We start from the raw sequence: 26089 nt of genomic DNA on the forward strand, positions 1-26089 counted from the left end.
AGATCGTCTCTTTTTATGTTGGCTGAGATTCCATATAGTGAAGCATCTTTTCCTGGTGATTAGTAAAAAGTGCTTTCGCATGATCGTTTAACGTAAATATTTCATGAATGTACCCTTGAAGTAAATGATGTTCAAATTCAAAAGTATAAGAATCTTCGTTTTCTAATATATGTGCTAATAAAAGTGCATGTAACACCACGACCTCTAGATTTTGTGTATTTGTAATAAATTTTAAGTTGAGGATGGTAGTGTGGGAAACGAATTGATTCACATAATTAATAGCATCTTTATAAACAACTAAGTCGATATGTGGTTCAAGTCGTTTTCTTAATAAAGTACACTCATTATTTAAGTCTTGAATTTTTAAAAATAAACCTCTTACACTTCGCTTATGTTGTTGTTCTAATGTACGAGCAAGATGTTTATTGACATAGGACATTTATACATAACTCCTTTTCACATAGCGGTCATCTATTAGTATTAATGGAATTGTTTGAAAAGGAAAGAGTCTTTTTGTTTAATTTATACCTAAATTTAACATATTCATTTGGACAAAAATACTAGGTGTAGGGAGCGGATAATGAAAAGTGGAGTTACTATCATACGATAGTAACTCCACACAGTTTGCCGACAAAATTATTTCCAACTGAAACCTTTTTTTGCTAAAAATTCATTAATGTGAGGACGGCGCTGTTCAATTAAAAAATCAGCCATTTGCTTTGTCCAGTTATCAATTTTTCGATTGGATGAGCGATTATTATAGTATGTTTCCATTGTGTCGTTGTAAGCTGGTAAAAGCTCCTCGTATTTGTCTGCATTGTATTCATTTTCATGTAATACTGCTGCAACCGGTAAACGAGGTTTTACTTCATTACGACGAGCAGGAACCCCAATTGTTAAGCCGAAAAGTGGGAAAACATAGTCAGGTAGATTGAATAATTCGCTTATTTCTTCAGGTTTATTACGTACGCCTCCAATGTAACAAATCCCATATCCCATTGATTCCGCAGCAACGACAAAGTTTTGAGCGAATAATGAAACATCAGCTACTCCAACAAGTACGTTTTCTGCCGAATCAGCCACAATATCTACACCTTCTAATTTACCTGCTGATTGCAGACGCTTGAAATCTACACAGAAGACAAAGGCACCGCCAGAAGTTTCGTATTGACGAGGGTTACCAGAGAGCAACCCTAATTTTTCTTTTTTCTCTGCATCTGTTACCCAAATTACACTATAAGCTTGTACGAAATGGGAAGTAGCAGCCATTTGTGCAGTAGAAATTAATTCTTCTATAATTTCTTTTGAAATCGGATTTCCATCATAAATACGAACCGAGGAGTGGTTCTGTAATAATTCTTTAACCATTTAAAATCTCCTTTTCCCCTTTATATAACAAGAGCATATCACGCTTCTTCTTCAAAATCGAATTTATCTTTCTTCAGGAAATATTTTTGTAGTGAAAGCAAAGCGACAGCTACAATTACACCAAGGTAAAATTTATTAAAAGGTGTTGAAAATTATTTTTGAATAATGTGCGAATGCATAAAATTTCTCGTAATATAAAATATTTCGTTAGTTATAGATTAAAAATTCTAAATAGTTTAAAATTATATACGGACGGTTTATTTGGTTGTATTTCTAATAATTGGATGACTATACCATAAGGATTAAACCGAGTAATTTAGTTAAACAAAATAAAGTGGGATGGGGGAAGAGGGATGGCAGAAAAGTTGGCGAAAAAGCTTCGTAATGAACAGCTACGGAGCAAGGTTGTAACAGCAGAAGAAGCAGCATCTTGGATTAAGGATGGTATGGTACTTGGGATGAGCGGCTTTACACGTGCTGGTGATGTTAAAGTGGTGCCCCTTGCACTTGTGGAGAAAGCTAAAAAAGAGAGCTTCAAGGTAGATGTATATACAGGTGCATCACTTGGCCCGGAAGTTGACCAATACTTAGCAGAAGCTGGCGTTATTCGTAAACGTGGACCTTTCCAAGCAGATGCCGGTATTCGTAACAAAATCAACAGTGGCGAAATTTCATTTGTTGATGCGCATTTATCACATAATGCGGAGCTAGTGCGCCAAGGGATTATTGGTCCTATTGATTTTGCGATTATTGAAGCGGCTGCTATTACAGAAGACGGCTTACTAATTCCTACTACTTCAGTTGGTAACTCTCCTATTTTTGTGCAAGAAGCAGACCAAATCATCATTGAGTTGAACATAGCTCAGCTTGATGCATTAGAGGGTGTCCATGATATTTTTGTACCGGGACCACAGGGGAAACGTGATCCGATTCCATTACAACATATATCCGATCGGCTTGGCACAGTTGGTATACCACTAGATTTAGATAAAGTAAAAGGCATTGTGATTTCAGATATTTTAGATGCACCATCAACGATTGTTCCCGCAGATGAAGAAACAGGTATTATGGCCAATCATTTATTAAACTTCCTACGTGAAGAAATTAAAGTAGGTCGTTTAACAACAAGCTTAAGACCCATTCAATCAGGTGTAGGCTCAGTAGCAAATGCTGTTTTATTAGGCTTTAAAGATTCTGAGTTTGAGAACTTAGAAGTATATTCAGAAGTACTGCAAGATGCAGTATTCGAATTAATTGATGCAGGGAAGGTAAACTTTGCATCTGCTACTTCTATTACCCTTTCTGAGGAAGTTGGAAACCGAGTTTATGGTAATTTTGAAAAATATGCAGATAAACTAGTATTACGTCCGCAAGAAATTTCTAACCAACCAGAAATTATTCGCCGACTCGGGTTAATTTCTGTTAATACAGCGCTAGAGGTAGACATTTATGGGAATGTGAATTCTACGCATGTTTCTGGCACAAAAATGATGAATGGAATCGGCGGCTCCGGGGACTTTGCACGTAATGCGAGATTAGGTATTTTCGTCACGAAATCTTACGCGAAAGGTGGAAATATTTCTAGTATCGTTCCAATGGTCTCACATGTAGACCATACAGAGCATGATGTAGACGTAATCGTCACAGAGCAGGGAGTAGCAGACCTACGTGGACTTGCTCCAAAAGAACGGGTTGGCCTCATTATCGATCACTGTGCACATCCGGAATATCGTGAGCAATTATGGAAGTATTTTAATGATGCTAATGAAGCAACAGGTGGACACCATACGCCACACAATCTAGAAAAAGCGCTCTCATGGCATGTGAATTACGCAAAAAATGGTACGATGAAAAATCCAGCTTTATCGAAATAATAAAGTAATAAAAGCCTTGAAGGACAGTTGACTTGTTCCTTCAAGGCTTTTAATTTGTTAAAAATGAAATCCAAAAGCATCCTCGAGAAGTGAATCAGGTAAGCTGGGAAGTAATCGGGTAGACCGGAAAAGTGATAAGGTAAGCCTGGGAAGTGATTAGGTAATCCCCTCAGTTGTTTAAAAAAACCCTGGCTTCCTTACAGTAATCCAATCCATTTCCAATATGTTGCAGAAAATAAAAGAACTAGAATGTATCCAATAATCGTTAATGGTATACCGGATTTTAAGAAATCTTTTGTTGTAAAGGCTCCTGTCCCATACGCAAGCATATTTTGCGGTGCGCTAATAGGTAAGAGGAAGCCGAAGCTAATGACGAATTGTTGTACGATAACGAAACCAACCTGATCGACATTAGTCGTTAATGTTGAGGCTAAAACGATAAATACAGGTACAAGCGCAGATGCTAAGCTTGTTGCACTCGCAAAGCCTAAATGAATAAGAATATTAAATAAAGTAACAAGCGCGATTGTTGCAAGAATTGGCATAGAATCTAAACCAAGTGAACCGAATACTTTATCAGATAACCACGATGCACCTTTTGTATTAAGCAAGACCGTGCCTAGCATAATTCCTACAGCGAAGACGATAATTGTCCCCCAAGGAATATGTGGTTCAACTTGCTTCCATGAATAGACTCCGATTTTTGGCATTAATAAAATGGCGATTGCAACGATTGTGACAGTTGTCGTATCGAATGGGTGAAGTTTGCCCTCAGCAGCCCAGAAAAATAGTAAAACTACTGATGTTATGATTAATCGAATTTCAGGAGCCTTTAATGGACCAAGTTCCGCAAGCTGTTTTTTTATTACTTCTCTACCACCTGCAATATTACTTGTTTCAGGCTTAATTAGTGTAATCATAATGAAAAATAGAGCGACTGACATGATGATTGAGAAGGGAGCAGCATAAAGTAACCAAGCACCCCAAGAAATATCCACACCAAACTGTTCTTTGATGAAGTTTAAAGCGACCATATTTTGAGCTGCTGCCGTCTTTATACCGATATTCCAAATAGAGACAGCTTGCACAGAGGTAATGACAAGTAGAGCAGCAAGCCGACTATCACGTTGTAAACCAAATGCTGCTACCATTCCAAGTAGTATTGGCACAACTGCGCCTGCACGTGCAGTAGCAGAAGGGACAAAGAATGCGAGTGCAATAGATACTAAAATAGCACCGAATACAATGGCTTTCGTTTTTGTCCCTACGAGTGAAAGAATCCATAGCGCAAGTCTTTTATGTAAATTGGTAATCTGCATGGCTGCCGCTAGGAAAAGTGCTGCGGCTACTAGTGCTACTGCTGAATTACTAAATCCACTTAATGCTAATTTTAATGCATCTGAAGTGCCTAGCTCTCTCGTTGAATCTTCCATTGATGGAGCTAACCCTAATAAGATTGTAACGAGAGCAATAATCATAGCAGAGCTAACAGGGTAGGATACTGCCTCTGTAACCCAAAGGATGACCGCAAAAGCTAAAATAGCTAAAGCGCGTTGTCCGGCTACAGGTAAATCACCGTTGTTAGGTAAAAAAGTAATGATGATTAATGAAGCGAAGGCTAATCCAATCCAGAGTGGTTTCAAATTACGTTTTGGTTTTGCTTGTTCAGAAGTAGACATACCTTTTCATCCTTTCTTAAACATGACTGTAATTTTCACATCGGCTAGTAAAATGCTTTATTAAGAAAGTTAATTTGTCTATTTATTGTAAAAAAACTAGTATGTGAAATACTCTCTATTTATAGCGATAATGGGCAGTTGCGAGCAAATAGACGGTCATAGAAAAGACAAAAATATCCAAAAGATATTATTTTTGATTCATCACCAAAAAGTTGTGGATGACTTTTGTTAAAACGTCTACTATGTAAATAGTTGATTGGAGTGGAGGCTGGGCGACTCCTAGGGGATCAGCGATAGAGGAACGAAGACTAAAAGCATCACATCCTGTGATAACGCCTTCGTGACCAACATCGTGTTGGCCCGAGACCCTGCAGCGCAGCGGATGTTTTCTGTGCGAAAGCGAAGCGGCAGCAACAAAGCACCCAGTCGGAACGGAAATCAACCACACGTTTTGGTGATGATCCTTATTTTTTCTTTTTGAATGCTGAAGTCACTTTAGGCTCAGTTCCTAGCAGCAATCGCTTAATATTTTCGATATGTAAAATGATGGCTATACCAAAAAGTAATAGGGCTATAATCGTTGGGACTGTTCCAGGGATCCATAAATATGTGGCTGTACAGAAAACGAGATAAAACTCAAGTACACCGACAATTAAATAGTTCGTTACGAAAGATAAAATAACAAATAAAATGAGTGCAAATAAGCCAATTGTCCAATCAATCGCAAGTAATATCCCTATGATTGAAGCAGTTCCTTTACCGCCATTGAAGCCCATATAAAATGGGAAATTATGACCTAGAATGACACCGGCAGCTACAATATACGTGAAGAACCAAACTTGTACTTCTGTTAATTGTGTTATATCTGCTAAATAGGCATGTGCACAGTTTATAGCTGCAACGCCTTTGCTGATATCGATCAGTGCAACTAATATGCCGTATTTCCAGCCAAGGGAAAGTGTTGCGTTAGAGGCACCTGCATTGCCATGACCAGTCTTTTTTAAATCTACCCCAGATAAAAACTGAGCAACTTTAGAGCCGTGAATACAGCCAATCAAATAACCAACAAGAAGAAAAATAATAACGGCTTTTATCATAAAAATTCTCCTTTCAAAATAAAATAGGCTCGTCACTAAAAGTTAGGAATGACGTTTGTTATAACATATGCCCTAAAGTTGATTGGAGTGGAGACTGGGCGCCCCTAGGAGAGCACATAGTCGGAACTGTAATCAACCCCACATTTTGGTGATAAAAACAATAAATATCAAAATAGTGTATGCGTTCGTATTACGTAAAAAAGCAGACGGAAGTTTCAGAAAAAATAAAATTTTAGTATTGACAGTGAAAAAGTCTATGTTTATACTGTGTAACAACGATGGAAATTGAATCTCATACTCTTATCAAGAGCGGCGGAGGGATAGGCCCTATGATGCCCGGCAACCAGTAAGTGATGAACTTGCTAAGGTGCTAATTCCTACAGATTCTTATTGGATCTGGCAGATAAGGGGAGGAAAACTTGCAGCCGCAACCCTCTTCTTAGCTGAAGAGGGTTTTTGTTTTCTACTAAAAAAATCCTCCTCATCTCCGGTACCATCGTAAAAAAATAACCATTTGGAGGTATACAATGACAAAATTTAAACCAGAAACATTGCTGTTACACGGTGGCCAAGAGCCAGACCCGGTAACAGGATCACGAACAGTACCGATATATCGCTCAACGGCTTTCGTTTTTAAAGACACTGCTCATGCGCAACGTCTTTTTGCCTTAGAGGAAGCCGGCAATATTTACACACGAATTACAAACCCAACTGTAGATGTTTTTGAAAAACGCGTCGCTTTATTAGAAGGCGGTACAGCAGCGGTAGCACTTTCATCTGGTGCAGCAGCTATCGCATTCTCCATTTTAAATCTTGTAGGGGCAGGCGATGAAATCGTTGCAGGTAGCTCTTTATACGGAGGTACTTATAATTTATTCGCCAACACACTACCAAACTACGGTATTAAAACGATTTTTGTAGACGAAACAAATCCAGAAAATTTCCGAGCAGCTATTACTGATAAAACAAAGGCCGTGTTCGCTGAAATTTACGGTAACCCAAGTTTAAAGGTACTAGATATTGAAGCAGTAGCAAATATAGCACATGAAAACGGCTTGCCATTAATTATTGATAGCACATTTGCTTCACCATATGGCTCTACACCAATTGACTACGGTGCAGATATTGTTGTTCATTCCGCAACAAAATGGATTGGTGGCCACGGAACAACGTTAGGTGGCGTTGTAGTAGATGCAGGGAAGTTCGATTGGACTCGTGGCCGTTTCCCAGGTTTTACTGAGCCAGATGCTTCTTATCACGGTTTACGTTATGGTATTGACACAGCAGAGGCAGCATTCGCCACAAAATTGCGTGTGCAATTACTACGCGACTTTGGTCCAACATTAAGTGCAGATGCAGCATTTAATTTATTACAAGGTTTAGAAACGCTTCATTTGCGTATTCCTAAACACAATGAAAATGCATTAGCGGTAGCTGAATATTTACGAAACCACCCATCTGTGGAATATGTAAATTACAACGGCTTAGAAGATTTCCCTACCTATAATTTAGCTAAAAAATATTTAAAAAATGGCTTCGGTTCAGTGCTTACATTTGGTATTAAAGGTGGACGTGAAGCAGGGCGTAAATTAATAGATAGTGTGAAATTATTCTCGCACGTAGCAAATGTAGGGGATGCGAAATCATTAATTATTCATCCAGCATCTACTACACATCAGCAACTATCTGCTGAAGAGCTAATCCAAACTGGCGTAACCGAGTCGCTCATTCGCTTATCCATCGGTTTAGAGGCAGTAGAGGACATCATTGAAGATTTAGAACAAGCTATTGAACAAGTAACAGCTTCACAACAAAAAGTAGAAGCTTAATAAATAAAGGACATTGGCTAATGTTGTAGCGTTTACGTATTTTCTCATTCGATAGGCCTCATTTGGTAATGCGTCAAACGTTGCTACATCATCCGCTCTCCTCATTTGGTGAAGAAGCTGAAAATTAATACCTAGTAATTTTATAAGTATTATTGATTTTCTTAATTCCTTGTTTTATACTAGGAAATAAGAAAAGTGTTCGAAGGGCTACCAACCTAGAACCAATGTTTTCAATTAATGCTTAAACTAATTTAGTTTCATAAGTGCTCCCCCACTTTTGAATAGATGAAGAGGAGTAGTTACTCAGCCAGTAGCTACTCTTTCTACAAAACTGATGATAAAGGAGTGTTTTAAATGGGAAATGTGTATAGTGCGCAAAACATTGCATCTTATCTTATTTATGAATTAAATGAAGGTCATGTGTTTGTGAACAACATGTCCATTCAAAACATACTTGCGTCAGTTGAACGTAAATGGCAAGAGAACTTTGGACATTCTGCTTTTAATGAAATGGTCTATGTCAAAGAGGAAGGCTATACAGTAAAAGAAGTTTTCGAAGCTTATGAAAGCTATGGAGCAAATCATATTCCTCTTCCTGCGACAGAGTATTATTTAAAATACGGTACATTCCAATTAGTTGAACGTACGTATGCAATACCAAATTATACGTGGGAGGAAATAGGATTAGTTCAACAAGCTTTAACACAATATCGTTATAAATTGCTAGCCAACGCTAGTTAATTATCCCTCATATTTTTGGCTCATTCTCTGCTGCTACAGGGAATGAGCTTTTTAAATTAGACGATGAAAATATACAGAAAAAATTTTTATTAATATATTTCAAAAGAACAATTTTTATGAATGTCTTTACATACATATATATAATAGAAGAAAGGCATTTGTTTTTTAACTTCTTTCAGCAAATATATTTGTAATGGAAGTGCAGTTACAGAAGTCTCTCACATTTATAGTTGGTGAGATTAATACGTAGTTAAGTTTCTTTTCAGCGGGTTTGCAAACATCTGTACCTGTCGCTACGCTTTCGGTACAAAAGACATGCGCTGAAATAAAGGAACTCAGTCTAAGAGCGCCACGTCCTGTGGCAATTTATCTGTGCGAAAGCGAAGCGACAGCAACACGGTTTTGTCTGTGCGAAAGCGAAGCGACAGCAACAACAACAACGACTGAGTGACCAACATCATATTGGCCTAAAGCCTCCGGTGGATGCCATGGAATCGGGAAGGAGTTTTTTGTGCAAGCACAAAGCCGATTCCGGACACAATTATGCCGAGGCACAATTGATAAAGAAAAGTCAATAATTGTTCCATCATTATAGATTCGAGTGAAAAATCATATAATAAAAGGGATGAGAACGATTTCTTTTGCACGTCTACAGAAAACAAATGTCCATCCTAGAAAGATTTTTCTTGTGCAATGTAAGTATTTACGTTACAATTTTCTTTAAGTTGAATTTTGAATTATTTGAATTTGTGTGTGTTTCAAAGGTTTTTTAGCTTCATTCAGAATATTTTTTGTAGCGAAGGTTAGATGACTTAACCTAAATATCTGTTTGAAAACGAAGTGTTGGAAACACGGCAAATTGACCTGCTTTGTAAAGTCGGCGCACAATTCAAAATATGTCCGAATTAAGCTGAGACGAAATAAATTTAATGAAACTGCGGAATGTAAGTTGGAGGGAATACAACAATGGCAACTATAAAGGCAGCTATATTAGGATTTGGAACGGTAGGTCAAGGAATTTACCATATATTAAACGAAAAGCGTGAAGAGCTTAAAAATAAATTAGGAATTGAGCTAGAAGTAGCAAAAATTTTAGTTACAGATACTAGCCGTGAACGTGTACCAGGCACAGCGCATTTAATGACAACTAGTATGGATGAAGTCTTAGCAGAACCAGGTATGCAGGTTGTTTTTGAGGCGATTGTCAATGAGGAGCCAGCATTTACTTATTTAAAGCGCGCTGTTGAACATAAATGTCATGTCATCACCGCCAACAAAGTAATGTTTGCAAAACGAGGCTTGGAGCTACAGGATCTTGCAAAAGCAAACGGTGTTTTTGTAGGCTTTGAGGCAACGACTGCTGGCGGTGTACCAGTTATTAAAACGATGAAAAACATTTTGCTTGTCAATGATGTTAGTCGTATTCAGGGTGTTTTAAATGGGACATCCAACTATATTTTAACGAAAATGCGTTCACAAGGCTGGTCGTTCGAAACTGCACTAAAAGAAGCGCAAAATTTAGGCTATGCAGAGGCAGATCCTTATAATGATATTTCAGGACAGGATGCCTTTAAAAAATTAATGATTTTAAGTGCTTTGGCATTTGGAGAACAACCAGACTGGGCTGACGTCGAAGTAGTAGGTATTGATAGTATTTCAGCAGAACAAGTAAAAGAAGCATGTGAAAAAGGCTTGCGTTACCGCCACGTTGCTGAGGTTGAGAAACTAGCAGATGGTAAAGTGGTTGCAAAGGTTGGACCGCAATTAGTTGATAAAGAACATCCACTTTATCCAGTTGATGATGTCAATAATGCTGTGGCATTAGATACTAATTATATTGGCACATTGACGCTAGTTGGACCTGGGGCAGGCATGTATCCAACAGCTAGTGTAATGGTTGAGGATTATGCGGAAATTATCGGTAAGCGAGCTGGATTTGTCGTAACAATATAATAGAAGCCTATCATTCAACAATGTTCTACTTGTTTGAATGATAGGCATTTTTTAATCCTCATCTTTAACATCGATATCCTCTGGAATAGGTGTATTCCGCCAAATCTCTATTTCCTCTTTAATACGATCTAACTGCTCAAAATAAGTGCTAAATTGCCCGCTATTAATTAGTATTTGGTCTCCGTCGTATACTGAACGAATACGGCCCTCGTAAACTAGGCGAAGTACTTGATCCTCTGGCATACCAAGTTCGATGGCTGTTTCTTCAATTGTTTTATACATAAATTTCGCTCCTTTTATTGTTTTTATTATAACCTCCATTTAATAGAAAGCCTACTATGGGTTAATAAATGAAAAAAAAGGAAAATGGTAATTGTTTGATTTTGGATAAATCTGTATTATTAATGTTAATGAGTTGTGACGGTTAAGGGGGCAATAATGATGATTAGCTATTACCATTTTGCAATGTAAAATGAGCTGTCTGAAATGTTCAAGGAAATGGACATTTTCGCTGCGTTATTCAAGGTCTTTTTTTCTCATCAATTCGTCTTACAGGTGTAGCTATTGGAACCATTGTAACGTTTGGTAGCTCTCTCCTGTCTTTTGTGATGCTTTAGAATGTAAACTTTGGAAATTTTGCGACAAAGATGTGGGGAACATCAACTATGTTAACAATGGGGAAGGGGCTATCCTGGGGGAATTAGACTAGCCTACTCCTTGGGGATTAGCGATGGGGAACGAAGCGAAGGCTAAAACCATCACGTCCTGTGATAACGGCGAACATCCTTTTGTGAATTCCTTTTCGATTCCGTGACACCCGCCAAAGTTAAAACCTTAAGAAATTCTTCATTTTTATACTAACCGGTTTTTAAGATTTAAAAGGTACACTATTAATTGAGAGCGAGGTGTATATCATGACGAAACTAACAGTTCTTGTAACAGACGATGATCAAGATATTCGTGATGGTATTGAAATCTATTTAAAGAATGAAGGCTACAATGTCATTAAAGCTGCTGACGGCTTAGAGGCACTCGGAAAATTAGAAAACAATGAAGTACATTTAATTATTTTAGATATTATGATGCCAAATATGGATGGAATTACAGCAACATTTAAAATTAGAGAAGAGCGCAATATTCCAATTATTATGCTTAGTGCAAAGGCGGAGGATGGCGACAAAATTCATGGCTTGTCTGTAGGCGCTGATGATTACGTCACAAAGCCTTTTCATCCGCTAGAGTTGTTGGCTCGAGTGAAATCTCAGCTGCGACGTTATGTACAACTTGGGACGTACAATGAGGGAGCAGCAAAGGTGGAAATCGACGGACTTGTATTAGATGAAGATGCAAAGGAAGTCATTTTAGAAGGTGAGCCTGTTCGATTAACACCAATCGAATATAAGATTACGGAATTATTAATGAAAAATGTAGGGCGTGTATTTTCGATAAGAGAGATTTATGAGCGTGTGTGGAATGAGGAAGCTTACAATGCAGAAAATATTGTGGCTGTACACATTCGAAAAATACGTGAAAAAATCGAAGCAGATCCGAAAAATCCACGCTATTTAAAGGTGGTGTGGGGCGTTGGCTATAAAATGGAAAAATAAAATAGAGCAGTATGTTACAATTGCAGGGTTTGTAGCAGGGGTTATTGGACTAATTTATTTCGGTGTGTATGCCTATCAAATAGTAACTTCACGCTCTTCGGGGATGTTACAATTACTTGAGAAAATTTTTTAGAGAGGAGTTAAAAGTATGTTGAAAAATTGGAAACCTCTTCTCGTTCTTATATGTTTAATCTGGGTAATTTTCGGTATATTTACGTTCTCTAAGATCGGGTACCAATATATTGGAAAGTCGTATTTTCAATCTGAAAATTTCCAGCATGAACTTGATAATTTTCAGTCAGAATTAGGACCATTAGTGTTGAACATGCCAATAGCTGAGGATTTGAAAAGAAAAATTGTAGTTACACAAAGTGAAATAGAGGAACATCGTAATCGCTATGGAACATTAGGAGAACAGATAGATAGTATTAAAACTCAATATGAAGGACGTATTCAAGAAGCTGCTAATGTAAATGCAACGGAATTAAAAGCCAAGCTTGAGAAAGAGCGGGATGCAATAATTAAAGATATTACGAGTAATTTTGAGGATGATGAGCATGTCCGTAAAAAAATCCTAGCTCAAAAGGAAGAGCTTGTTGATCAATATATAAAGGCAGCAAATGAAGAAGCAAAGAGTTTTGCGAAAAATTATAATTATTGGTCTTATGAATTAACGAACATTGAAACAGGCAAAACATATCGTTCCGGTGATGTTTCGGATAGTAGTGCGTTCAAAATTAAGTATAACGGACAACACCCATTAACTGCTTGGAATATACTTGATAATTTAAACCAATTTGTTTACCGGGCCGATAGCTACGTGGATATAGAGGATTTGAGGGAAACTTCTGATTACACTGGTATCATAACCATTTCAAAAAAATCAGCCCAAACAGTCGATATCTTGGGAGGATATGACCATTTTACACGCAATCAATACATGTTCTACTTTATATGGCTAACGAGTATTGTGGCAGCTATTTTTGCATGGAAAGGGCGTAAAGAAGTACTGCAGATGGTACAAGGTTTAAAGGAAAAAGAAGCTCTTGCAAAGATGAAAATTGACTACCCGATTGGATTATTAATAATAAGTGCATTCATATATTTTATAGCATCTGAAATTGCTTTTGAATCGATTGAGTTTGTCCCTTATCAATCTAACTATGTACATTACTTAATTAGTTTGCTGTTTAAAATAGGTGCCTTAATCATTATTGCAATGCTGTTCTTTGTACAGCTTATTTGGTTGTATGATCGAGTGAATACAACACAGAAATTAAAAGAAGACTTAAAAGCTAGCTATTTATGGTCACTTGGCGGATCAATCACAGATTTATTTATAAATCGTTCCATTGCATTACATTCCATTGTAATGATTGGGGCAGCGTTTTTCGGTGGTGGCAGCCTTGTTGCCACAATGGTAGGAGGTGGCGGATTCCCCTTTTTAATGTTGGGCATCTGTGCAATGATCGGTATACCAGCCATGATTCTCTTCCTTTCTAGAATGGGCTATTTAAATCGAATTATGAAGGATACGAAAGACATGGCAGAAGGGCGTTTAAATCGCGATGTCAAGGTAATGGGCAAATCACCACTCGCTGGGCATGCAGAAAATCTTAATCATTTAAGGGACGGCGTACGCACGTCTATGCATGAACAGGCAAAAAGTGAGCGTTTAAAAACAGAGCTTATTACGAATGTTAGTCACGACTTACGCACGCCGTTAACATCTATTATTACGTATACAGATTTATTGAAAAATCCTGATGTTACAGAGGAAGAGCGTAAGCAATACATTCATATCCTTGATAAAAAATCAGAACGTCTAAAATTACTGATTGAGGATCTTTTTGAAGTGTCTAAAATGGCGAGTGGGAATATGGAGCTTCATCGCACTCGAGTTGATTTAACCCAGCTTGTACAGCAGGCGGTAGGGGAGCATGAGGAAGATTTAGCACAGGCGCATTTAGATTTACGCATGACAAAACCACATGAGCCAATCTACGCATATGTGGATGGACAAAAATGGTGGAGATTAATCGATAATTTAATCGTTAATGTTTTGAAATATGCATTAGAAGGCACACGTGTTTATGTAACATTGAAACGGACGGCAGAAGGTGATGCTGAATTCACAGTGAAGAATGTTGCAAAATATGAAATTAGCGAGAATGCTGATGAGTTATTTGAACGCTTTAAGCGAGCTGATGCATCACGTCATACAGAGGGCTCAGGGCTAGGCTTAGCCATAGCACAATCCATTGTAGATTTGCATGATGCTCGTATGAGTATAGAGGTAGATGGAGATTTATTTAAAGTAATTGTTCGAATTCCAACAGCATAGACAAAGAACAGCGGCAAACATTTTGCCCGCTGTTTTTTGGTATGGCGGGGTTATCCGCGGCAATGACGTTCAATCCACGGATATGACGTTCCAATCCGCGAATTTGACGTTCCAATCCACGATTGTCGGTTCAATCCGCAGATACGATGTCCTATCCACGATTAAGACGGCTCTATCCGCGAATATGATGTTCTTATCCACGATTAAGACGGTTCTATCCGTCACTTCAGCTCTTTATACCGTCACTTGTGCCAATTCATCCGTCGATCCAGCCCAACAATCCGTCACCCCGGATCTTCGCTTTAATTCGCTGCCAATGCGCTAACACTACACTTACACATCATTTGTGCTGGAATTTTGTAAAGAAGTGAAGCGGCTCATCGGGCGCTCGCAGGAACGGAGGAAATCAATCCCCTCGTCTTGCTGAAGAGAATACATTTCAGGTTCAAAGTTATAAACCTAAATTCTTGGCAATAATCACTTTCATGACTTCGTTAGTACCTGCATAAATCGACATGACAGGAATATCTCGATATCTTCTAGCAATCTTGTATTCCTCCATATAACCGTAGCCACCATGTAACTGCATGCACTGAATAGCAAGCTCGCGTGCATTTTCTGTTATCCAGTATTTTGCCATCGAAACTTTTGTCACAACATCATTTCCTGCGATATGTTCCTCTATTAAAGATTCTAAAAATGATTTGCCCAGTTCAATTTTTGTCGCCATTTCAGCTATTTTAAATTGTGTATTTTGGAAGTCACTAATTGATTTTCCGAAAGCTTTGCGTGATTTTACATAATCAATTGTTAAGGCCAGCATGTCCTCAGCAGCCGTTTGCGCAGCGATGGCTACTGCTAGACGCTCTTGCTGTAGCTTTTCCATCATATAGATAAAGCCTTTACCTTCTTCGCCAAGGAGATTTTCTACAGGTACACGACAATCCTCAAAATAAAGCTCTGCTGTGTCCTGCGCGTGCATGCCAACTTTTTCGAGTTTGCGACCTTTCGTGAAGCCCGGCGTCCCGTCCTCGATGACAAGGAGGCTAATACCGCGATGTTTTTTTTCTGCCTGAGGATTTGTTTTTACAGCAACGACTGCTAAATTTGTATGAATACCATTTGTAATAAATGTCTTTTGCCCGTTGACGATATAGTAATCGCCATCACGAATAGCAGTTGTTTGAATGTTTGCCAAATCCGAACCTGCACCTGGCTCTGTCATAGCAATTGCAGTAATATTTTCGCCTGTAACACATTTTGGTAGCCAGCGTGATTTTTGCTCATTTGAGCCGTATGCTTCAATATAAGGAACGACAATATCGTTATGCAGACCAACGCCAATAAGGCTCGAACCTACACGCTCAAGCTCTTCTTGAATAATAACGCCAAAACTAAAATCTAGTCCGAGACCGCCGTATTGTTCTTCTACTTGAGGGCATAGATAGCCCATTTCTCCAAGCTTACGCCAAAACTCAAGTGGAATAAGATGCTCTTTCTCCCATTGTGGATAGTGTGGTTCAGCTTCTTCTGCTAAAAACTTACGTAAGGTTTTACGAAATAACTCATGCTCTGTTGATTCAAATTTATATTTTGCCATATGAACAACACCCCTTTTTTCTCCCGTACATGCGTAAATTTTTTCTTGCAATTACAATGTTACTTAAAAATTCGGAAAAATCAAAGTATATTATTCATAGATTTTTTTACATCATCTAATAATTATAGTGAATTGTAAGGAGGGGTCTTACATAACATGATTTGATTCATAGGCGCTTCCGATAAGCGCTCCAAGGTCTCACTGTAAACCAGAAGAGATCCAATCATTTGCCTAGATTACGATATTGTCACCTTCCTAATTAGATTGTCATGTAAATCATACGATTAAATGACAAGAAAAATAAACAATATATTGAGCAGATTGGTTGCCCTTACATACTTTCAATAAGAATACTTAATGCAAATTTAAAGATTAAGTATAATGCTATAATCAACTAAGACTATATGAAAGTAGGGAACTGAATGCCTAAAGTAATCGGTGGAATTCTATTAATAAGTATATATAGTGCATTAACTTTTTACTTAGGATGGGGATTGAGACAGTGGCTTGTGGCAATGGGGTGGTTCCGATTCCCAATTTTATATTGGGTAGTACTGTATATCATTGCGTTTAGTATTGTTATTAGTAGATTGCATGAGTCCTTACGAGTCTTTTCAATAATCCATAATTACTGGATGTTTATTTTTGAATACGGATTAATGCTTTGCTTGTTAGCACACTTGATTATTTGGTTAAGCCCCTTTAAAAGTGTACAGATCATTGGAAGTATAGCCATTGCTATGTTTTTTGTACTAAGTATTGTAGGCACTTATTTAGCATATTCACCTGTTGTCCGTCATTTAGAAATAACGATGGATAAAAAGAGTAGTGAGCTAGATTCGATGAGAGTTGTAGTTGCTTCAGATTTTCATTTAGGGGTTCTCTCAAATAAAAGGCATTTACAACGCTTTGTTACTTTATCGAATGAAGCACAACCAGACATCGTCTTTTTAGTTGGGGATATTGTGGATGACGATCCTAAATGGTTTGCTAAAGATGGAATGGCAGATGTGATGAAGCAATTAACATCGACATATGGAGTGTACGGTGTACTAGGCAATCACGAATACTATGGCAAGAAAATCCCTGAATTTATTAAAGAGATGGAAAATGCTAATGTAAAAGTTTTGTGTGATGAAACTATTAGAATCGATAATGTGATAGTATTAACGGGGCAAGAGGATATTACAAACAAGGATAGAAAGCAACTAGATGCATTGAAGACAGCGGATGATTTGCCTTGGTTTGTTATGAATCATACCCCAAATGATTTAATTACGCCTGCAAAAATGGGCGTAGACTTCCATATGTCAGGGCATACACATAAAGGTCAACTATGGCCTAATCAGTATATAACGGCTCGTGTATTTGAACTTGATTATGGTTATAACATAAAGGAAAAAATGCATACACTTGTTTCATCAGGTTTTGGCTTTTGGGGTCCGCCAATGCGAATAGGCAGCCGTTCCGAATTATGGGTTGTAAATATAAATTTCCGTTAATTGGTAAATTACGCTTGGGCTCAAAATAACCCCTGTATTATGGTGAATTTTGGTCCGTTATCTGAAGACATTTTGAAATAAATGACATGTGAATAAGTTGATTGGAGTGGAGGCTGGGCGACTCCTTGGGGACTAGCTTCACAGATGAGCCCATGGAGCGGAAGCGGATGTTTTCTGTGCGAAAGCACCCAGCCGGAACGGAAATCAACGCCACGTTATGGTGATAAGGCAGTCTACTCATAACTGAATGTTATAGTCATAGTATATGAAAAAGTGTATTTTATAATATGTTGGTATTTAATTTATAAAAGGTAAGGTGAAAACGTGGATATCATTGAATTATTAAAGGCGCTTATTTTGGGCTTTGTCGAGGGAATGACAGAGTTTGCGCCAGTGTCGTCGACAGGTCATATGATTATTGTAGACGATATGTGGCTAAAGACAGAGGAGTTTTTAGGGATGTATCCCGCCAATACGTTTAAAATTGTTGTACAGCTTGGCTCCATTTTAGCCGTAGTCGTTGTTATGTGGAAGCGAATGTTAAATTTAGTGGGACTTTATAAAATTGATGGCCAATCGAAATCTGTGAAAGGTCACTTCAACTTACTACATGTGATTATGGGTATGTTGCCAGCAGTTATATTAGGTTTTGCGTTCAAAGATTTTATCGATGATCATTTATTTAAAGTAGAGCATGTTATATATGCTTTAGTAGCTGGAGCACTTTTAATGATTGCTGCCGATAAATTAGCACCGAAAAGACCAAAAGTGGATTCTTTAGATAAAATTTCTTATGGTTTAGCTTTTAAAGTAGGGTTAGTACAATGTTTATCACTTTGGCCAGGATTCTCCCGTTCAGGGGCAACAATATCTGGTGGTGTACTATTTGGCATGAGTCACCGTGTGGCAGCAGATTTTACTTTCATTATGGCAGTACCAATTATGGCGGGTGCTAGTTTAGTATCTGTCCTGAAAAACTGGGATACGTTATCTATGGATTATTTTGGATTCTATGTAGTAGGCTTCATTAGCTCATTTATCTTCGCATTACTATCAATTAAATTCTTCTTAGCACTTATTTCAAAAGTGAAATTAATGCCATTTGCTATTTATCGTATAGTACTAGCTGCTGTACTAGCTGTTATTATCTTTATGTAAATAATAAAGTCACTCTTCTATTAAGAATGAGTGGCTTTTTTAATTTCTTTCAGCGGGTGTACAAACATCTTACCTGTCGCTACGCTTTCGGCACAAAAAACTATCCGCTGAAATAGAGGAACTCAGCCTACGAACGCCACGTCCTGTGGCATGAACGAATGACCGACATCGTGTTGATCCTCTAAGTACTAAGCCGATTCGGCAAATGTTTTCTGCGCGAAAGCGAAGCGTCAGCGGCAATTAGGCCGAGGCATAATTGATCAAATTAAGAAGAAATGCATGGTTAATAAGTATTGTTCGAAAGTAGTATGTTAGATTATTGCGTATTGCAAAACAGATATTTTTTTCCTATATATTGTCATTACAGTTGTAAAGAACTTATAATTAAATTCAGAGAGTTTTTTGTTTTCTGATTATATTTAGTAGAATAGACATACAAAGAGGTGGGAAAATTGTTTCAAATTGGAAATAAATTTAAGAAGAATACAATTGAGATTACTGATGAATCAAGTATAGGGGTTATTATTCAAGATCAGGAACGTTTACTACAGTTAAATCTAGTAAATTTAACTAGAGAAGATTTACAGTTAATTAGAAGTTTAAAACCGTATATTGAACGAAATGTTGGAGAGGTAGTGGCAGCATTTTATCATGCGATTGAGAGTGTGCCAACATTACGTGAGGTTATTGAAAAGTATAGCTCTAGTGAGAAGTTACGCCAAACATTAAGCCATCATATTATAGAAATGTTCGAAGGGCGTATAGACGATGCATTTTTGAAGAAGAGAAGGCGAGTAGCAAAAATGCATGTGAAGATTAACTTGTATCCTAAGTGGTATTTAGCAGCCTTTCAAAACCTTGAAAAATTTTTAAGACAGATTGTGTATAAACTTCAATTAACGAGGGATGAAGAAGAAAAGTTTTGTGAGGCCGTTAGTAAAATGTGTAATTTTGAACAACAGATTGTCCTAGAGGAATATGATAATTATGCTAATACATTAATTGAGAAGCAACAGGATAGTGTTCGAGCACATGTTAAGGAAATTATAGGTGGGATATCTACGCAGCTAGAGACCCAATCTCATAGTACCAATGAAACAGTGACCGAACTCGTTTATAACGCCAAGGAAGTGAATGAATGCTTGAAGGAAAGTATCGATGAGGCAAAAACAATGCAAGAGGTATCGTCTGAAGGTTATTCTAAAATAATATTAATTAATGAGCAAACAGGGGAAATTCATCATAAAACAGTTGAAATGTCGGGTATGGTGGAGCAATTAGATCATTCTTCCTCCAAAATTAATGCTGTCATTGAAATAGTAAAAAATATTTCTGGTCAAACAAATTTACTTGCGTTAAATTCGGCTATTGAGGCTGCACGTGCAGGAGAGCACGGAAAAGGCTTTGCGGTCGTGGCGAGCGAAGTTCGTAAGCTTGCAGACCAAACGAAAACTTCGGTTGAACAAATTGCGAATCTCATAACTATGTCTAATGGGATTACACAACAAGTTGTTCAAGCAATTCATGAGATTCAAGAACTGGTGAACAATAGTATTGAGCAAAATGAGGAATCTTTAAAAGCATTCGACGCAATATCTAGCTCAGTAAACGGTTCTATCTCAAACTTCCAAAACGTCGGACTGAAAATAACGGAACTGGCGGAAATTATAGAAACGATTGGAGAATCTTCTGAGGAATTAAAACAAGTTGCCAATCGATTAGATACAACAATTAGAGATTTTTAACGACTATGCATAGAGCCTATGCATAGTTTTTTTGATTCCTCGGGGCGTCCGATAAGCCGCTTTTGTTTGCTGACGCTTCGCTTTCGCACAGATAGAACTGTTGATCCCAAAGTAGTTAATCTCTTGAACAAATCGTGTTTTATTTTTCATAAATAATAGGACAAAATCGTCTTTCTGAAGGATAAAACAATAAATAGATGGATGAAGTTTGAAGAGTGCCAGAAAAGAGTAGCTATCACACACGTAAAGATAAGAAATCCCTAGAAAATGAGCGTTCTAAGTGTTAAGCTATAGGCGAATTGAATTGAGGGGTGTTCGGAATATGAAAAAGAGATTATTTATTACACGAAAGTTCCCAGCGCATATAGTTGAACCGTTGAAAGAGTATTATGATATCGAACAATGGGAAGAGGAGGAAGTTGTTATACCACGGGAAAAACTATTGGCAGCTGTTGCAGATTGTGAAGTATTGTGGGTAACGCTTGCTGACCAAGTCGATGAAGAGTTATTATTACACGCACCCAAACTAAAACTCGTGACTAATTTAGCTGTTGGATACAATAACATTGATGTCAAAGCTTTGCGTAAGCGTGAAATAATGGCAACTAATACTCCAGGAGTTTTAACAAATACGACTGCAGATTTAGTATGGGGATTATTGCTTGCTACTGCTCGAAGAATTCCAGAAAGTGAACGATATTTGCGTGAGGGTAAATGGAAAAGCTGGTATCCGATGCAATTAGTAGGTAAAGATGTTTCAGGATCCACTATAGGAATTATTGGTATGGGACGTATTGGCCAAGCTGTTGCTAGACGAGCAAAAGGTTTTGATATGAAAATTTTATACAACAATCGTAGACGTCGCCATGAGGTAGAAGAAATGTATGGCTTTCAATATGTATCATTGGAGGATCTTTTAAAACATTCGGATTTTGTTGTTATTATGACACCTTTTAATAATGACACAGTAGGACTTATAGGAGCAAAGGAACTAGCTTTGATGAAGGATGACGCAGTATTAATTAACGCATCACGTGGTGGCATTATCGATGAGAATGCACTGTATGATACGTTGAAAAATGGTAAGTTGTGGGCAGCTGGGCTAGATGTCTTTGAACAAGAGCCTATAGCTTTGAGTCATCCCTTATTGACGCTTCCAAATGTTGTAGCAATTCCGCACATCGGTAGTGCCTCGCTTCAAACTAGAACTGCTATGCTGATGCTGAACGTTAAAGAGCTTACCGCATATGGGCAGGGCAAGGCTGTAACGAATCGAATAGATTGATGACACTGAAGGTAACAGAAGTAGGGGTACCTTTTGTAATAAAGCTGTAAAGATTTGTTTTTTGGGGAATAAATGGTGTAAATCAACTGTGATTATAAGAGAAGGAGCACATCGTAATTAGATGTGCTCCTTTAACTAATTTCTGCGGGTGTCCAAACATCTGTACCTGTTGCTACGTCAGCACTACGCTTTCGCGTAAAAAACATTGTGCTGCTGTCGCTACGCTTTCGCATAAAAAACAGTTGTTGGACAAAAGCCGATTCCGGACGCATTGTTTATCTTAGCGACGGCTACAATTATGCCTCGGCATAATTGATTAAATAGCGTCAATTATTTATTAAACATATCAAATAAACCGCCAATGCCGCCTTCACCTTTAGATTGACCGCCACCGCCTTGAGAAATTGGTGCTGCAGCGAAGACGCGGCTTGCTAAACGGCTAAATGGTAATGATTGGATCCATACTTTACCTGGACCCTTTAAAGTAGCGAAGAAGATACCTTCACCACCAAATAATGCAGTTTTTACGCCCTTGACCATTTCGATATCGTAATCTACATCAGAAGTCATAGCAACTAAACAGCCTGTATCAACACGTAATACTTCACCAGGTGCTAGAGTCTTTTCGTGAATAGTGCCACCTGCATGTACAAAAGCCATGCCGTCTCCTTCAAGCTTTTGCATAATGAAGCCTTCACCACCAAAGAAGCCAACACCGATTTTTTTCTGGAATTCAACGCCGATTGAAACTCCTTTTGCAGCAGCTAAAAAGGCATCTTTTTGACAAATAATCTTTCCGTTCAATTGGCTTAAATCCATTGGAATAATCTTACCAGGGTATGGAGAAGCAAAATACACATGGCGTTTACCTGAACCAACGTTCGTAAATGTCGTCATGAATAAACTTTCACCTGTAATTAGACGTTTTCCAGCTCCAAATAATTTACCCATAAGTCCACTTTCTAGGCTTCCTGTTGAACCATCGCCAAAGATCGTTTCCATATGGATAGAATCATCCATCATCATTAAAGCTCCAGCCTCAGCTACCACTGTTTCTTGAGGGTCAAGCTCAACTTGCACGTATTGCATATCGTCGCCATATAATTTGTAGTCAATTTCGTGATTATTCATAAAGGATTCCTCCAAAAAATAATTTTGTTATTATATACGATTATAAGTTGTATTAGTTTCATCGTATAATTAAATATTTTAGAAAAAAAGGGAATAAGCTAGTAAATGTCGAATGTAAAACACTAGAATGAGTATTTTTATTTTTGTTTAGCTGGAATTTGTGATTGTTTTAACTTCTTTCAGCGAGTGTCAAACATCCCGCTGAAAGAAGTTAAAACCTCCGGACGCAATTATGCCGAGGCATAATTGATTGCTCACAAAAGACTTTCATCCGTAACTGACATCAATGGTTCAGCTAAAGAAAATAAAGCCACTGACGATTGTCACCGATGTTATTGCTGCAAAAGCACGCTCTTTAGACCTCTATATATTAAAAATTCGGAATTTTGACACACTCAATTCTATATACTATAGAGTAATAGATGATATCTGCTTGAAAGCAATGCAATTGGTAACATTGAGGCAGAGGCACAATAGATAGTTCAGGGGGTGTATGTAGTGGAAATTAAAAACTATATCGGCGGTGAATGGGTAACAAATTCACATTTACAAAGTATAGTAGTGACCAACCCTGCTAATGGGGAGCAGCTAGCTACAATACCGTTATCTACTGCAAGTGAGGTAGATGAAGCGGTAGCGGTTGCAAAAATTGCGCAAAAAAGCTGGGCATTAGTACCTGCACCTAAACGTGCTGACTATTTATATGCCATCGGTCAAAAAATGAAAGAGAAGAAGGAACATTTGGCGACCGTTTTAACAAAAGAAATGGGGAAGGTTATTGAAGAAGCTAGGGGTGAAGTACAGGAAGGGATAGACATGGCCTACTATATGGCTGGTGAAGGGCGACGGTTATTTGGGGAGACAACACCGTCAGAGCTAGCTAATAAATTTGCTATGAGTGTACGGGCACCTATTGGCGTTGTAGGTTTAATAACTCCGTGGAATTTCCCTGTAGCTATTGCGACTTGGAAGTCATTCCCTGCAATAGTTGCTGGCAATACGTTCATTTGGAAGCCGTCAAATGAGACGCCTATGATGGCGTATGAGATGGGCAAAATTTTTGAAGAGGTTGGCTTACCAGGCGGAGTGGCAAATATCGTTTTTGGTACGGGGCCAACAGTTGGAACAGCATTGATTGAACATCCAGATGTTAAGGTCATTTCATTTACCGGCTCTACAACAACAGGCAGTAAGGTAGCAGAGCTAGGTGGTAAACACCTGAAGAAGATTTCATTAGAGATGGGTGGAAAAAATGCAGTCATAGTTATGGATGATGCTGATTTACAGCTAGCTACTGAAGGTATCTTATGGAGTGCATTTGGCACTGCTGGTCAAAGGTGTACGGCATGTAGTCGCGTGATCGTGCATAAAGATGTAAGAGAGGAACTAGAAAAACGTCTATTAGACGAAATGCAAAAGCTAACAATTGGGGACGGCCTGGATGAAGGTGTGAAGATTGGACCTGTGATTAACAAAGCCGCATTGGAAAAGATTAGTCACTATGTGCAAATCGGCAAACAAGAAGGGGCGACATTGTTAGCTGGAGGTAGAATTTTATCTGAGCCTCCTTATGATAAAGGGGTTTATTATGAGCCTACACTATTTACCAACGTGAAGCCTGACATGATTATTGCACAGGAAGAAATCTTTGGTCCGGTCGTTTCTTTAATTGAAGTAGCAAGTTTGGATGAAGCAATCGAAGTAAACAATGGCGTAAAATTTGGCTTATCCAGTTCAATTTTCTCACAAGATGTGAATACGATTTTCCGCGCACAACGAGATATAGATACAGGTATTGTTTATGTGAATGCTGGCACAACAGGTGCTGAAATCCATTTGCCATTTGGCGGCACAAAAGGCACGGGGAACGGTCACCGTGACTCGGGTGTAGCTGCTTTAGATGTCTATACAGAATGGAAAAGTATTTATGTAGACTATAGCGGTAAATTACAAAGAGCACAAATCGATACAGAATAACAGATCAATGAAAGGGGATGTTCTTGATGAAAGTTGTTGTATTAGGTGCAGGTTTAATGGGGAAAGAGGTAGCTCGTGATTTAATAAAAAATAGTAAAGTGGAGCGTGTATTTTTAGGGGATATAGACGTGAAAATAGCGCAGAACTTTGTGGACTCTTTAAATACAGATAAGATTGAAGTTGTAGAGCTTCATGCTGAGCGCGATGACTCGTTATTGGAAGTTATCTCAAAAGGCAATGTAGTCGTTAATGCATTGTTCTATTCCTTTAATGAGCGTGTTGCAAGAGCAGCAATCGCAGCTGGTGTCCATTCCGTGGATTTAGGTGGTCATATTGGCGGTATAACAGAAAAAATATTAGATCTCGACGAAGAGGCAAAAGCAAAAGGTGTAACCATTATTCCGGACTTGGGTGTTGCTCCAGGTATGGTCAACATTTTAGCGGGTTACGGTGCTTCGAAATTAGATGAGGTAGAATCTATTAAACTATTTGTAGGCGGTATTCCAACAGAGCCGAAGCCACCTCTTCACTATACACGTGTATTTTCCCTAGATGGTGTCTTTGATCATTATACAGAGCCGTCAAAAATGATTCAAAAAGGTAAACTTCAAGAAGTTCCATCGTTATCAGGTGTTGAACCTATTTATTTCAAAGATTTTGGTGTGCTTGAGGCTTTTTATACATCTGGCGGTATATCGACATTGTATAAGACATTCCCGAATGTCCAAACACTAGAATATAAAACAATCCGTTATAAAGGACATGCAGACAAGTTTAAGTTATTAGCAGATTTAGGATTCCTCGATGCTAGTAATAAGGTAGAGGTAGAAGATCAAGAGGTTTCTGTGCGTCCAGTTGTTCGTGAGGCACTTAAAAAGAAACTCGAACTTGGTACAAAACCTGATGCAGTGCTACTACGCGTAATTGTAGCAGGTGAAAAAGCGCAACAACAAGTGACTTATGAGTTCGAAATGGTTGTGCGTAAAGATCTGACAATTAATGAAACGGCTATGGCTCGTGCAACAGCAAATACAATTTCTGTCGTTGCTCAAATGATTGGGGAAAATAAAATTACAGAGCGCGGTGTATTTGCACCTGAATCAATTGTACCGGGCGACATTTATATTAAAGAGATGGCAAAACGTGGTGTTGTCATTAAGGAGACGTCGCATATATCAGCAATGATTGTGAAATGGTAG

Annotated in this window: 20 protein-coding genes and 1 riboswitch; of the genes, 13 read left to right on the forward strand and 7 right to left on the reverse strand. The window is 38.2% G+C overall.

What is annotated here, in order from left to right; all coding sequences use genetic code 11:
* Positions 1–13: 13 nt before the first annotated feature.
* Both ACIPKN_RS22570 and chrR read right to left on the reverse strand, forming a co-directional pair.
* On the reverse strand, positions 14–439 hold the full coding sequence (locus tag ACIPKN_RS22570; protein WP_400940405.1) for a hypothetical protein: 426 nt from the start codon (positions 437–439) through the stop codon (positions 14–16).
* Positions 440–636: 197 nt separating this feature from the next.
* Complete coding sequence (gene chrR / locus ACIPKN_RS22575) at positions 637–1368, reverse strand: class II chromate reductase ChrR (RefSeq protein WP_400940407.1); 732 nt, start codon at positions 1366–1368, stop codon at positions 637–639.
* 353 nt (positions 1369–1721) lie between these two features.
* Here chrR and scpC point away from each other — a divergent pair, with 353 nt between their 5' ends.
* Positions 1722–3242 carry a succinyl-CoA:acetate CoA-transferase ScpC gene (scpC, locus tag ACIPKN_RS22580; protein WP_400940410.1) on the forward strand — a complete coding sequence of 507 codons (1521 nt, stop codon included), beginning with the start codon at positions 1722–1724 and terminating at the stop codon, positions 3240–3242.
* Positions 3243–3439: 197 nt separating this feature from the next.
* On the opposite strand, the gene ACIPKN_RS22585 is transcribed toward scpC, so the two are convergent.
* On the reverse strand, positions 3440–4921 hold the full coding sequence (locus ACIPKN_RS22585) for a DASS family sodium-coupled anion symporter (RefSeq protein ID WP_142509704.1): 1482 nt from the start codon (positions 4919–4921) through the stop codon (positions 3440–3442).
* 464 nt (positions 4922–5385) lie between these two features.
* Positions 5386–6018, reverse strand: a complete 633-nt coding sequence (locus ACIPKN_RS22590; RefSeq protein ID WP_400940414.1) for a glycerol-3-phosphate acyltransferase — start codon at positions 6016–6018, stop codon at positions 5386–5388.
* 297 nt (positions 6019–6315) lie between these two features.
* A riboswitch (SAM riboswitch) is annotated at positions 6316–6428 on the forward strand.
* A 117-nt stretch (positions 6429–6545) separates the two neighbouring features.
* Here ACIPKN_RS22590 and ACIPKN_RS22595 point away from each other — a divergent pair.
* The 3 genes from ACIPKN_RS22595 to ACIPKN_RS22605 all read left to right on the forward strand — a co-directional run bounded on the left by ACIPKN_RS22595 (position 6546) and on the right by ACIPKN_RS22605 (position 10541).
* Positions 6546–7847 (forward strand): O-acetylhomoserine aminocarboxypropyltransferase/cysteine synthase family protein, encoded by a 1302-nt coding sequence (locus tag ACIPKN_RS22595; protein ID WP_400940416.1) that lies wholly within the window; start codon positions 6546–6548, stop codon positions 7845–7847.
* A gap of 354 nt (positions 7848–8201) precedes the next feature.
* Complete coding sequence (locus ACIPKN_RS22600; protein WP_400940419.1) at positions 8202–8588, forward strand: hypothetical protein; 387 nt, start codon at positions 8202–8204, stop codon at positions 8586–8588.
* Between the two features lie 966 nt (positions 8589–9554).
* Positions 9555–10541 (forward strand): homoserine dehydrogenase, encoded by a 987-nt coding sequence (locus tag ACIPKN_RS22605; protein ID WP_248718722.1) that lies wholly within the window; start codon positions 9555–9557, stop codon positions 10539–10541.
* A 51-nt stretch (positions 10542–10592) separates the two neighbouring features.
* Here the strand turns inward: ACIPKN_RS22605 and ACIPKN_RS22610 are convergent, their stop codons facing one another.
* A complete protein-coding gene (locus ACIPKN_RS22610) occupies positions 10593–10823 on the reverse strand; it encodes a MerR family transcriptional regulator (protein WP_049667308.1) in 231 nt (76 codons plus the stop codon).
* 632 nt (positions 10824–11455) lie between these two features.
* On the opposite strand from ACIPKN_RS22610, the gene ACIPKN_RS22615 reads away from it, so the two are divergent.
* Genes ACIPKN_RS22615 through ACIPKN_RS22625 form a run of 3 tightly spaced genes read left to right on the forward strand, consistent with a single transcriptional unit; the run spans position 11456 to position 14492 of the window.
* A complete protein-coding gene (locus ACIPKN_RS22615) occupies positions 11456–12148 on the forward strand; it encodes a response regulator transcription factor (RefSeq protein ID WP_142509710.1) in 693 nt (230 codons plus the stop codon).
* Positions 12126–12281, forward strand: coding sequence for a hypothetical protein (locus tag ACIPKN_RS22620; RefSeq protein ID WP_185903509.1), 156 nt, complete (start codon positions 12126–12128; stop codon positions 12279–12281). The genes ACIPKN_RS22615 and ACIPKN_RS22620 overlap by 23 nt, the downstream gene beginning before the upstream one ends.
* A gap of 15 nt (positions 12282–12296) precedes the next feature.
* On the forward strand, positions 12297–14492 hold the full coding sequence (locus ACIPKN_RS22625) for a sensor histidine kinase (protein WP_400940424.1): 2196 nt from the start codon (positions 12297–12299) through the stop codon (positions 14490–14492).
* A gap of 451 nt (positions 14493–14943) precedes the next feature.
* Here the strand turns inward: ACIPKN_RS22625 and ACIPKN_RS22630 are convergent, their stop codons facing one another.
* Positions 14944–16092, reverse strand: a complete 1149-nt coding sequence (locus ACIPKN_RS22630) for an acyl-CoA dehydrogenase family protein (protein ID WP_400940427.1) — start codon at positions 16090–16092, stop codon at positions 14944–14946.
* 422 nt (positions 16093–16514) lie between these two features.
* Here ACIPKN_RS22630 and ACIPKN_RS22635 point away from each other — a divergent pair, with 422 nt between their 5' ends.
* From ACIPKN_RS22635 to ACIPKN_RS22650, 4 genes are all read left to right on the forward strand, one after another.
* A complete protein-coding gene (locus tag ACIPKN_RS22635) occupies positions 16515–17594 on the forward strand; it encodes a metallophosphoesterase (protein WP_400940429.1) in 1080 nt (359 codons plus the stop codon).
* A gap of 324 nt (positions 17595–17918) precedes the next feature.
* Positions 17919–18752 carry an undecaprenyl-diphosphate phosphatase gene (locus ACIPKN_RS22640; RefSeq protein ID WP_400940431.1) on the forward strand — a complete coding sequence of 278 codons (834 nt, stop codon included), beginning with the start codon at positions 17919–17921 and terminating at the stop codon, positions 18750–18752.
* Between the two features lie 443 nt (positions 18753–19195).
* Positions 19196–20497, forward strand: a complete 1302-nt coding sequence (locus ACIPKN_RS22645) for a protoglobin domain-containing protein (protein ID WP_400940433.1) — start codon at positions 19196–19198, stop codon at positions 20495–20497.
* Between the two features lie 322 nt (positions 20498–20819).
* A complete protein-coding gene (locus ACIPKN_RS22650) occupies positions 20820–21782 on the forward strand; it encodes a 2-hydroxyacid dehydrogenase (RefSeq protein WP_400940435.1) in 963 nt (320 codons plus the stop codon).
* A 330-nt stretch (positions 21783–22112) separates the two neighbouring features.
* Here ACIPKN_RS22650 and ACIPKN_RS22655 read toward each other — a convergent pair whose 3' ends face one another.
* The gene (locus ACIPKN_RS22655) at positions 22113–22913 is read right to left on the reverse strand and encodes a TIGR00266 family protein (protein WP_142509717.1); all 801 of its coding nucleotides are present in this window, start codon (positions 22911–22913) and stop codon (positions 22113–22115) included.
* 498 nt (positions 22914–23411) lie between these two features.
* Here ACIPKN_RS22655 and ACIPKN_RS22660 point away from each other — a divergent pair, with 498 nt between their 5' ends.
* Together ACIPKN_RS22660 and ACIPKN_RS22665 are read left to right on the forward strand one after the other, a co-directional pair.
* Complete coding sequence (locus ACIPKN_RS22660; RefSeq protein WP_400940437.1) at positions 23412–24890, forward strand: aldehyde dehydrogenase family protein; 1479 nt, start codon at positions 23412–23414, stop codon at positions 24888–24890.
* Between the two features lie 26 nt (positions 24891–24916).
* Positions 24917–26089 carry a saccharopine dehydrogenase family protein gene (locus ACIPKN_RS22665; RefSeq protein WP_400940439.1) on the forward strand — a complete coding sequence of 391 codons (1173 nt, stop codon included), beginning with the start codon at positions 24917–24919 and terminating at the stop codon, positions 26087–26089.

The sequence above is a fragment of the Lysinibacillus sp. NPDC086135 genome (assembly GCF_044746345.1).
GTDB lineage: Bacteria > Bacillota > Bacilli > Bacillales_A > Planococcaceae > Lysinibacillus.

Coding starts and splice junctions, on each gene's coding strand:
- ACIPKN_RS22595 (WP_400940416.1), top strand. CDS start 6,546: ATGACAAAATTTAAACCAGAAACATTGCTGTTACACGGTGGCCAAGAG.
- ACIPKN_RS22610 (WP_049667308.1), bottom strand. CDS start 10,823: ATGTATAAAACAATTGAAGAAACAGCCATCGAACTTGGTATGCCAGAG.
- ACIPKN_RS22585 (WP_142509704.1), bottom strand. CDS start 4,921: ATGTCTACTTCTGAACAAGCAAAACCAAAACGTAATTTGAAACCACTC.
- ACIPKN_RS22655 (WP_142509717.1), bottom strand. CDS start 22,913: ATGAATAATCACGAAATTGACTACAAATTATATGGCGACGATATGCAA.
- ACIPKN_RS22590 (WP_400940414.1), bottom strand. CDS start 6,018: ATGATAAAAGCCGTTATTATTTTTCTTCTTGTTGGTTATTTGATTGGC.
- ACIPKN_RS22625 (WP_400940424.1), top strand. CDS start 12,297: ATGTTGAAAAATTGGAAACCTCTTCTCGTTCTTATATGTTTAATCTGG.
- ACIPKN_RS22635 (WP_400940429.1), top strand. CDS start 16,515: ATGCCTAAAGTAATCGGTGGAATTCTATTAATAAGTATATATAGTGCA.
- ACIPKN_RS22665 (WP_400940439.1), top strand. CDS start 24,917: ATGAAAGTTGTTGTATTAGGTGCAGGTTTAATGGGGAAAGAGGTAGCT.
- ACIPKN_RS22570 (WP_400940405.1), bottom strand. CDS start 439: ATGTCCTATGTCAATAAACATCTTGCTCGTACATTAGAACAACAACAT.
- ACIPKN_RS22630 (WP_400940427.1), bottom strand. CDS start 16,092: ATGGCAAAATATAAATTTGAATCAACAGAGCATGAGTTATTTCGTAAA.
- ACIPKN_RS22650 (WP_400940435.1), top strand. CDS start 20,820: ATGAAAAAGAGATTATTTATTACACGAAAGTTCCCAGCGCATATAGTT.
- ACIPKN_RS22600 (WP_400940419.1), top strand. CDS start 8,202: ATGGGAAATGTGTATAGTGCGCAAAACATTGCATCTTATCTTATTTAT.
- chrR (WP_400940407.1), bottom strand. CDS start 1,368: ATGGTTAAAGAATTATTACAGAACCACTCCTCGGTTCGTATTTATGAT.
- ACIPKN_RS22605 (WP_248718722.1), top strand. CDS start 9,555: ATGGCAACTATAAAGGCAGCTATATTAGGATTTGGAACGGTAGGTCAA.
- ACIPKN_RS22615 (WP_142509710.1), top strand. CDS start 11,456: ATGACGAAACTAACAGTTCTTGTAACAGACGATGATCAAGATATTCGT.
- scpC (WP_400940410.1), top strand. CDS start 1,722: ATGGCAGAAAAGTTGGCGAAAAAGCTTCGTAATGAACAGCTACGGAGC.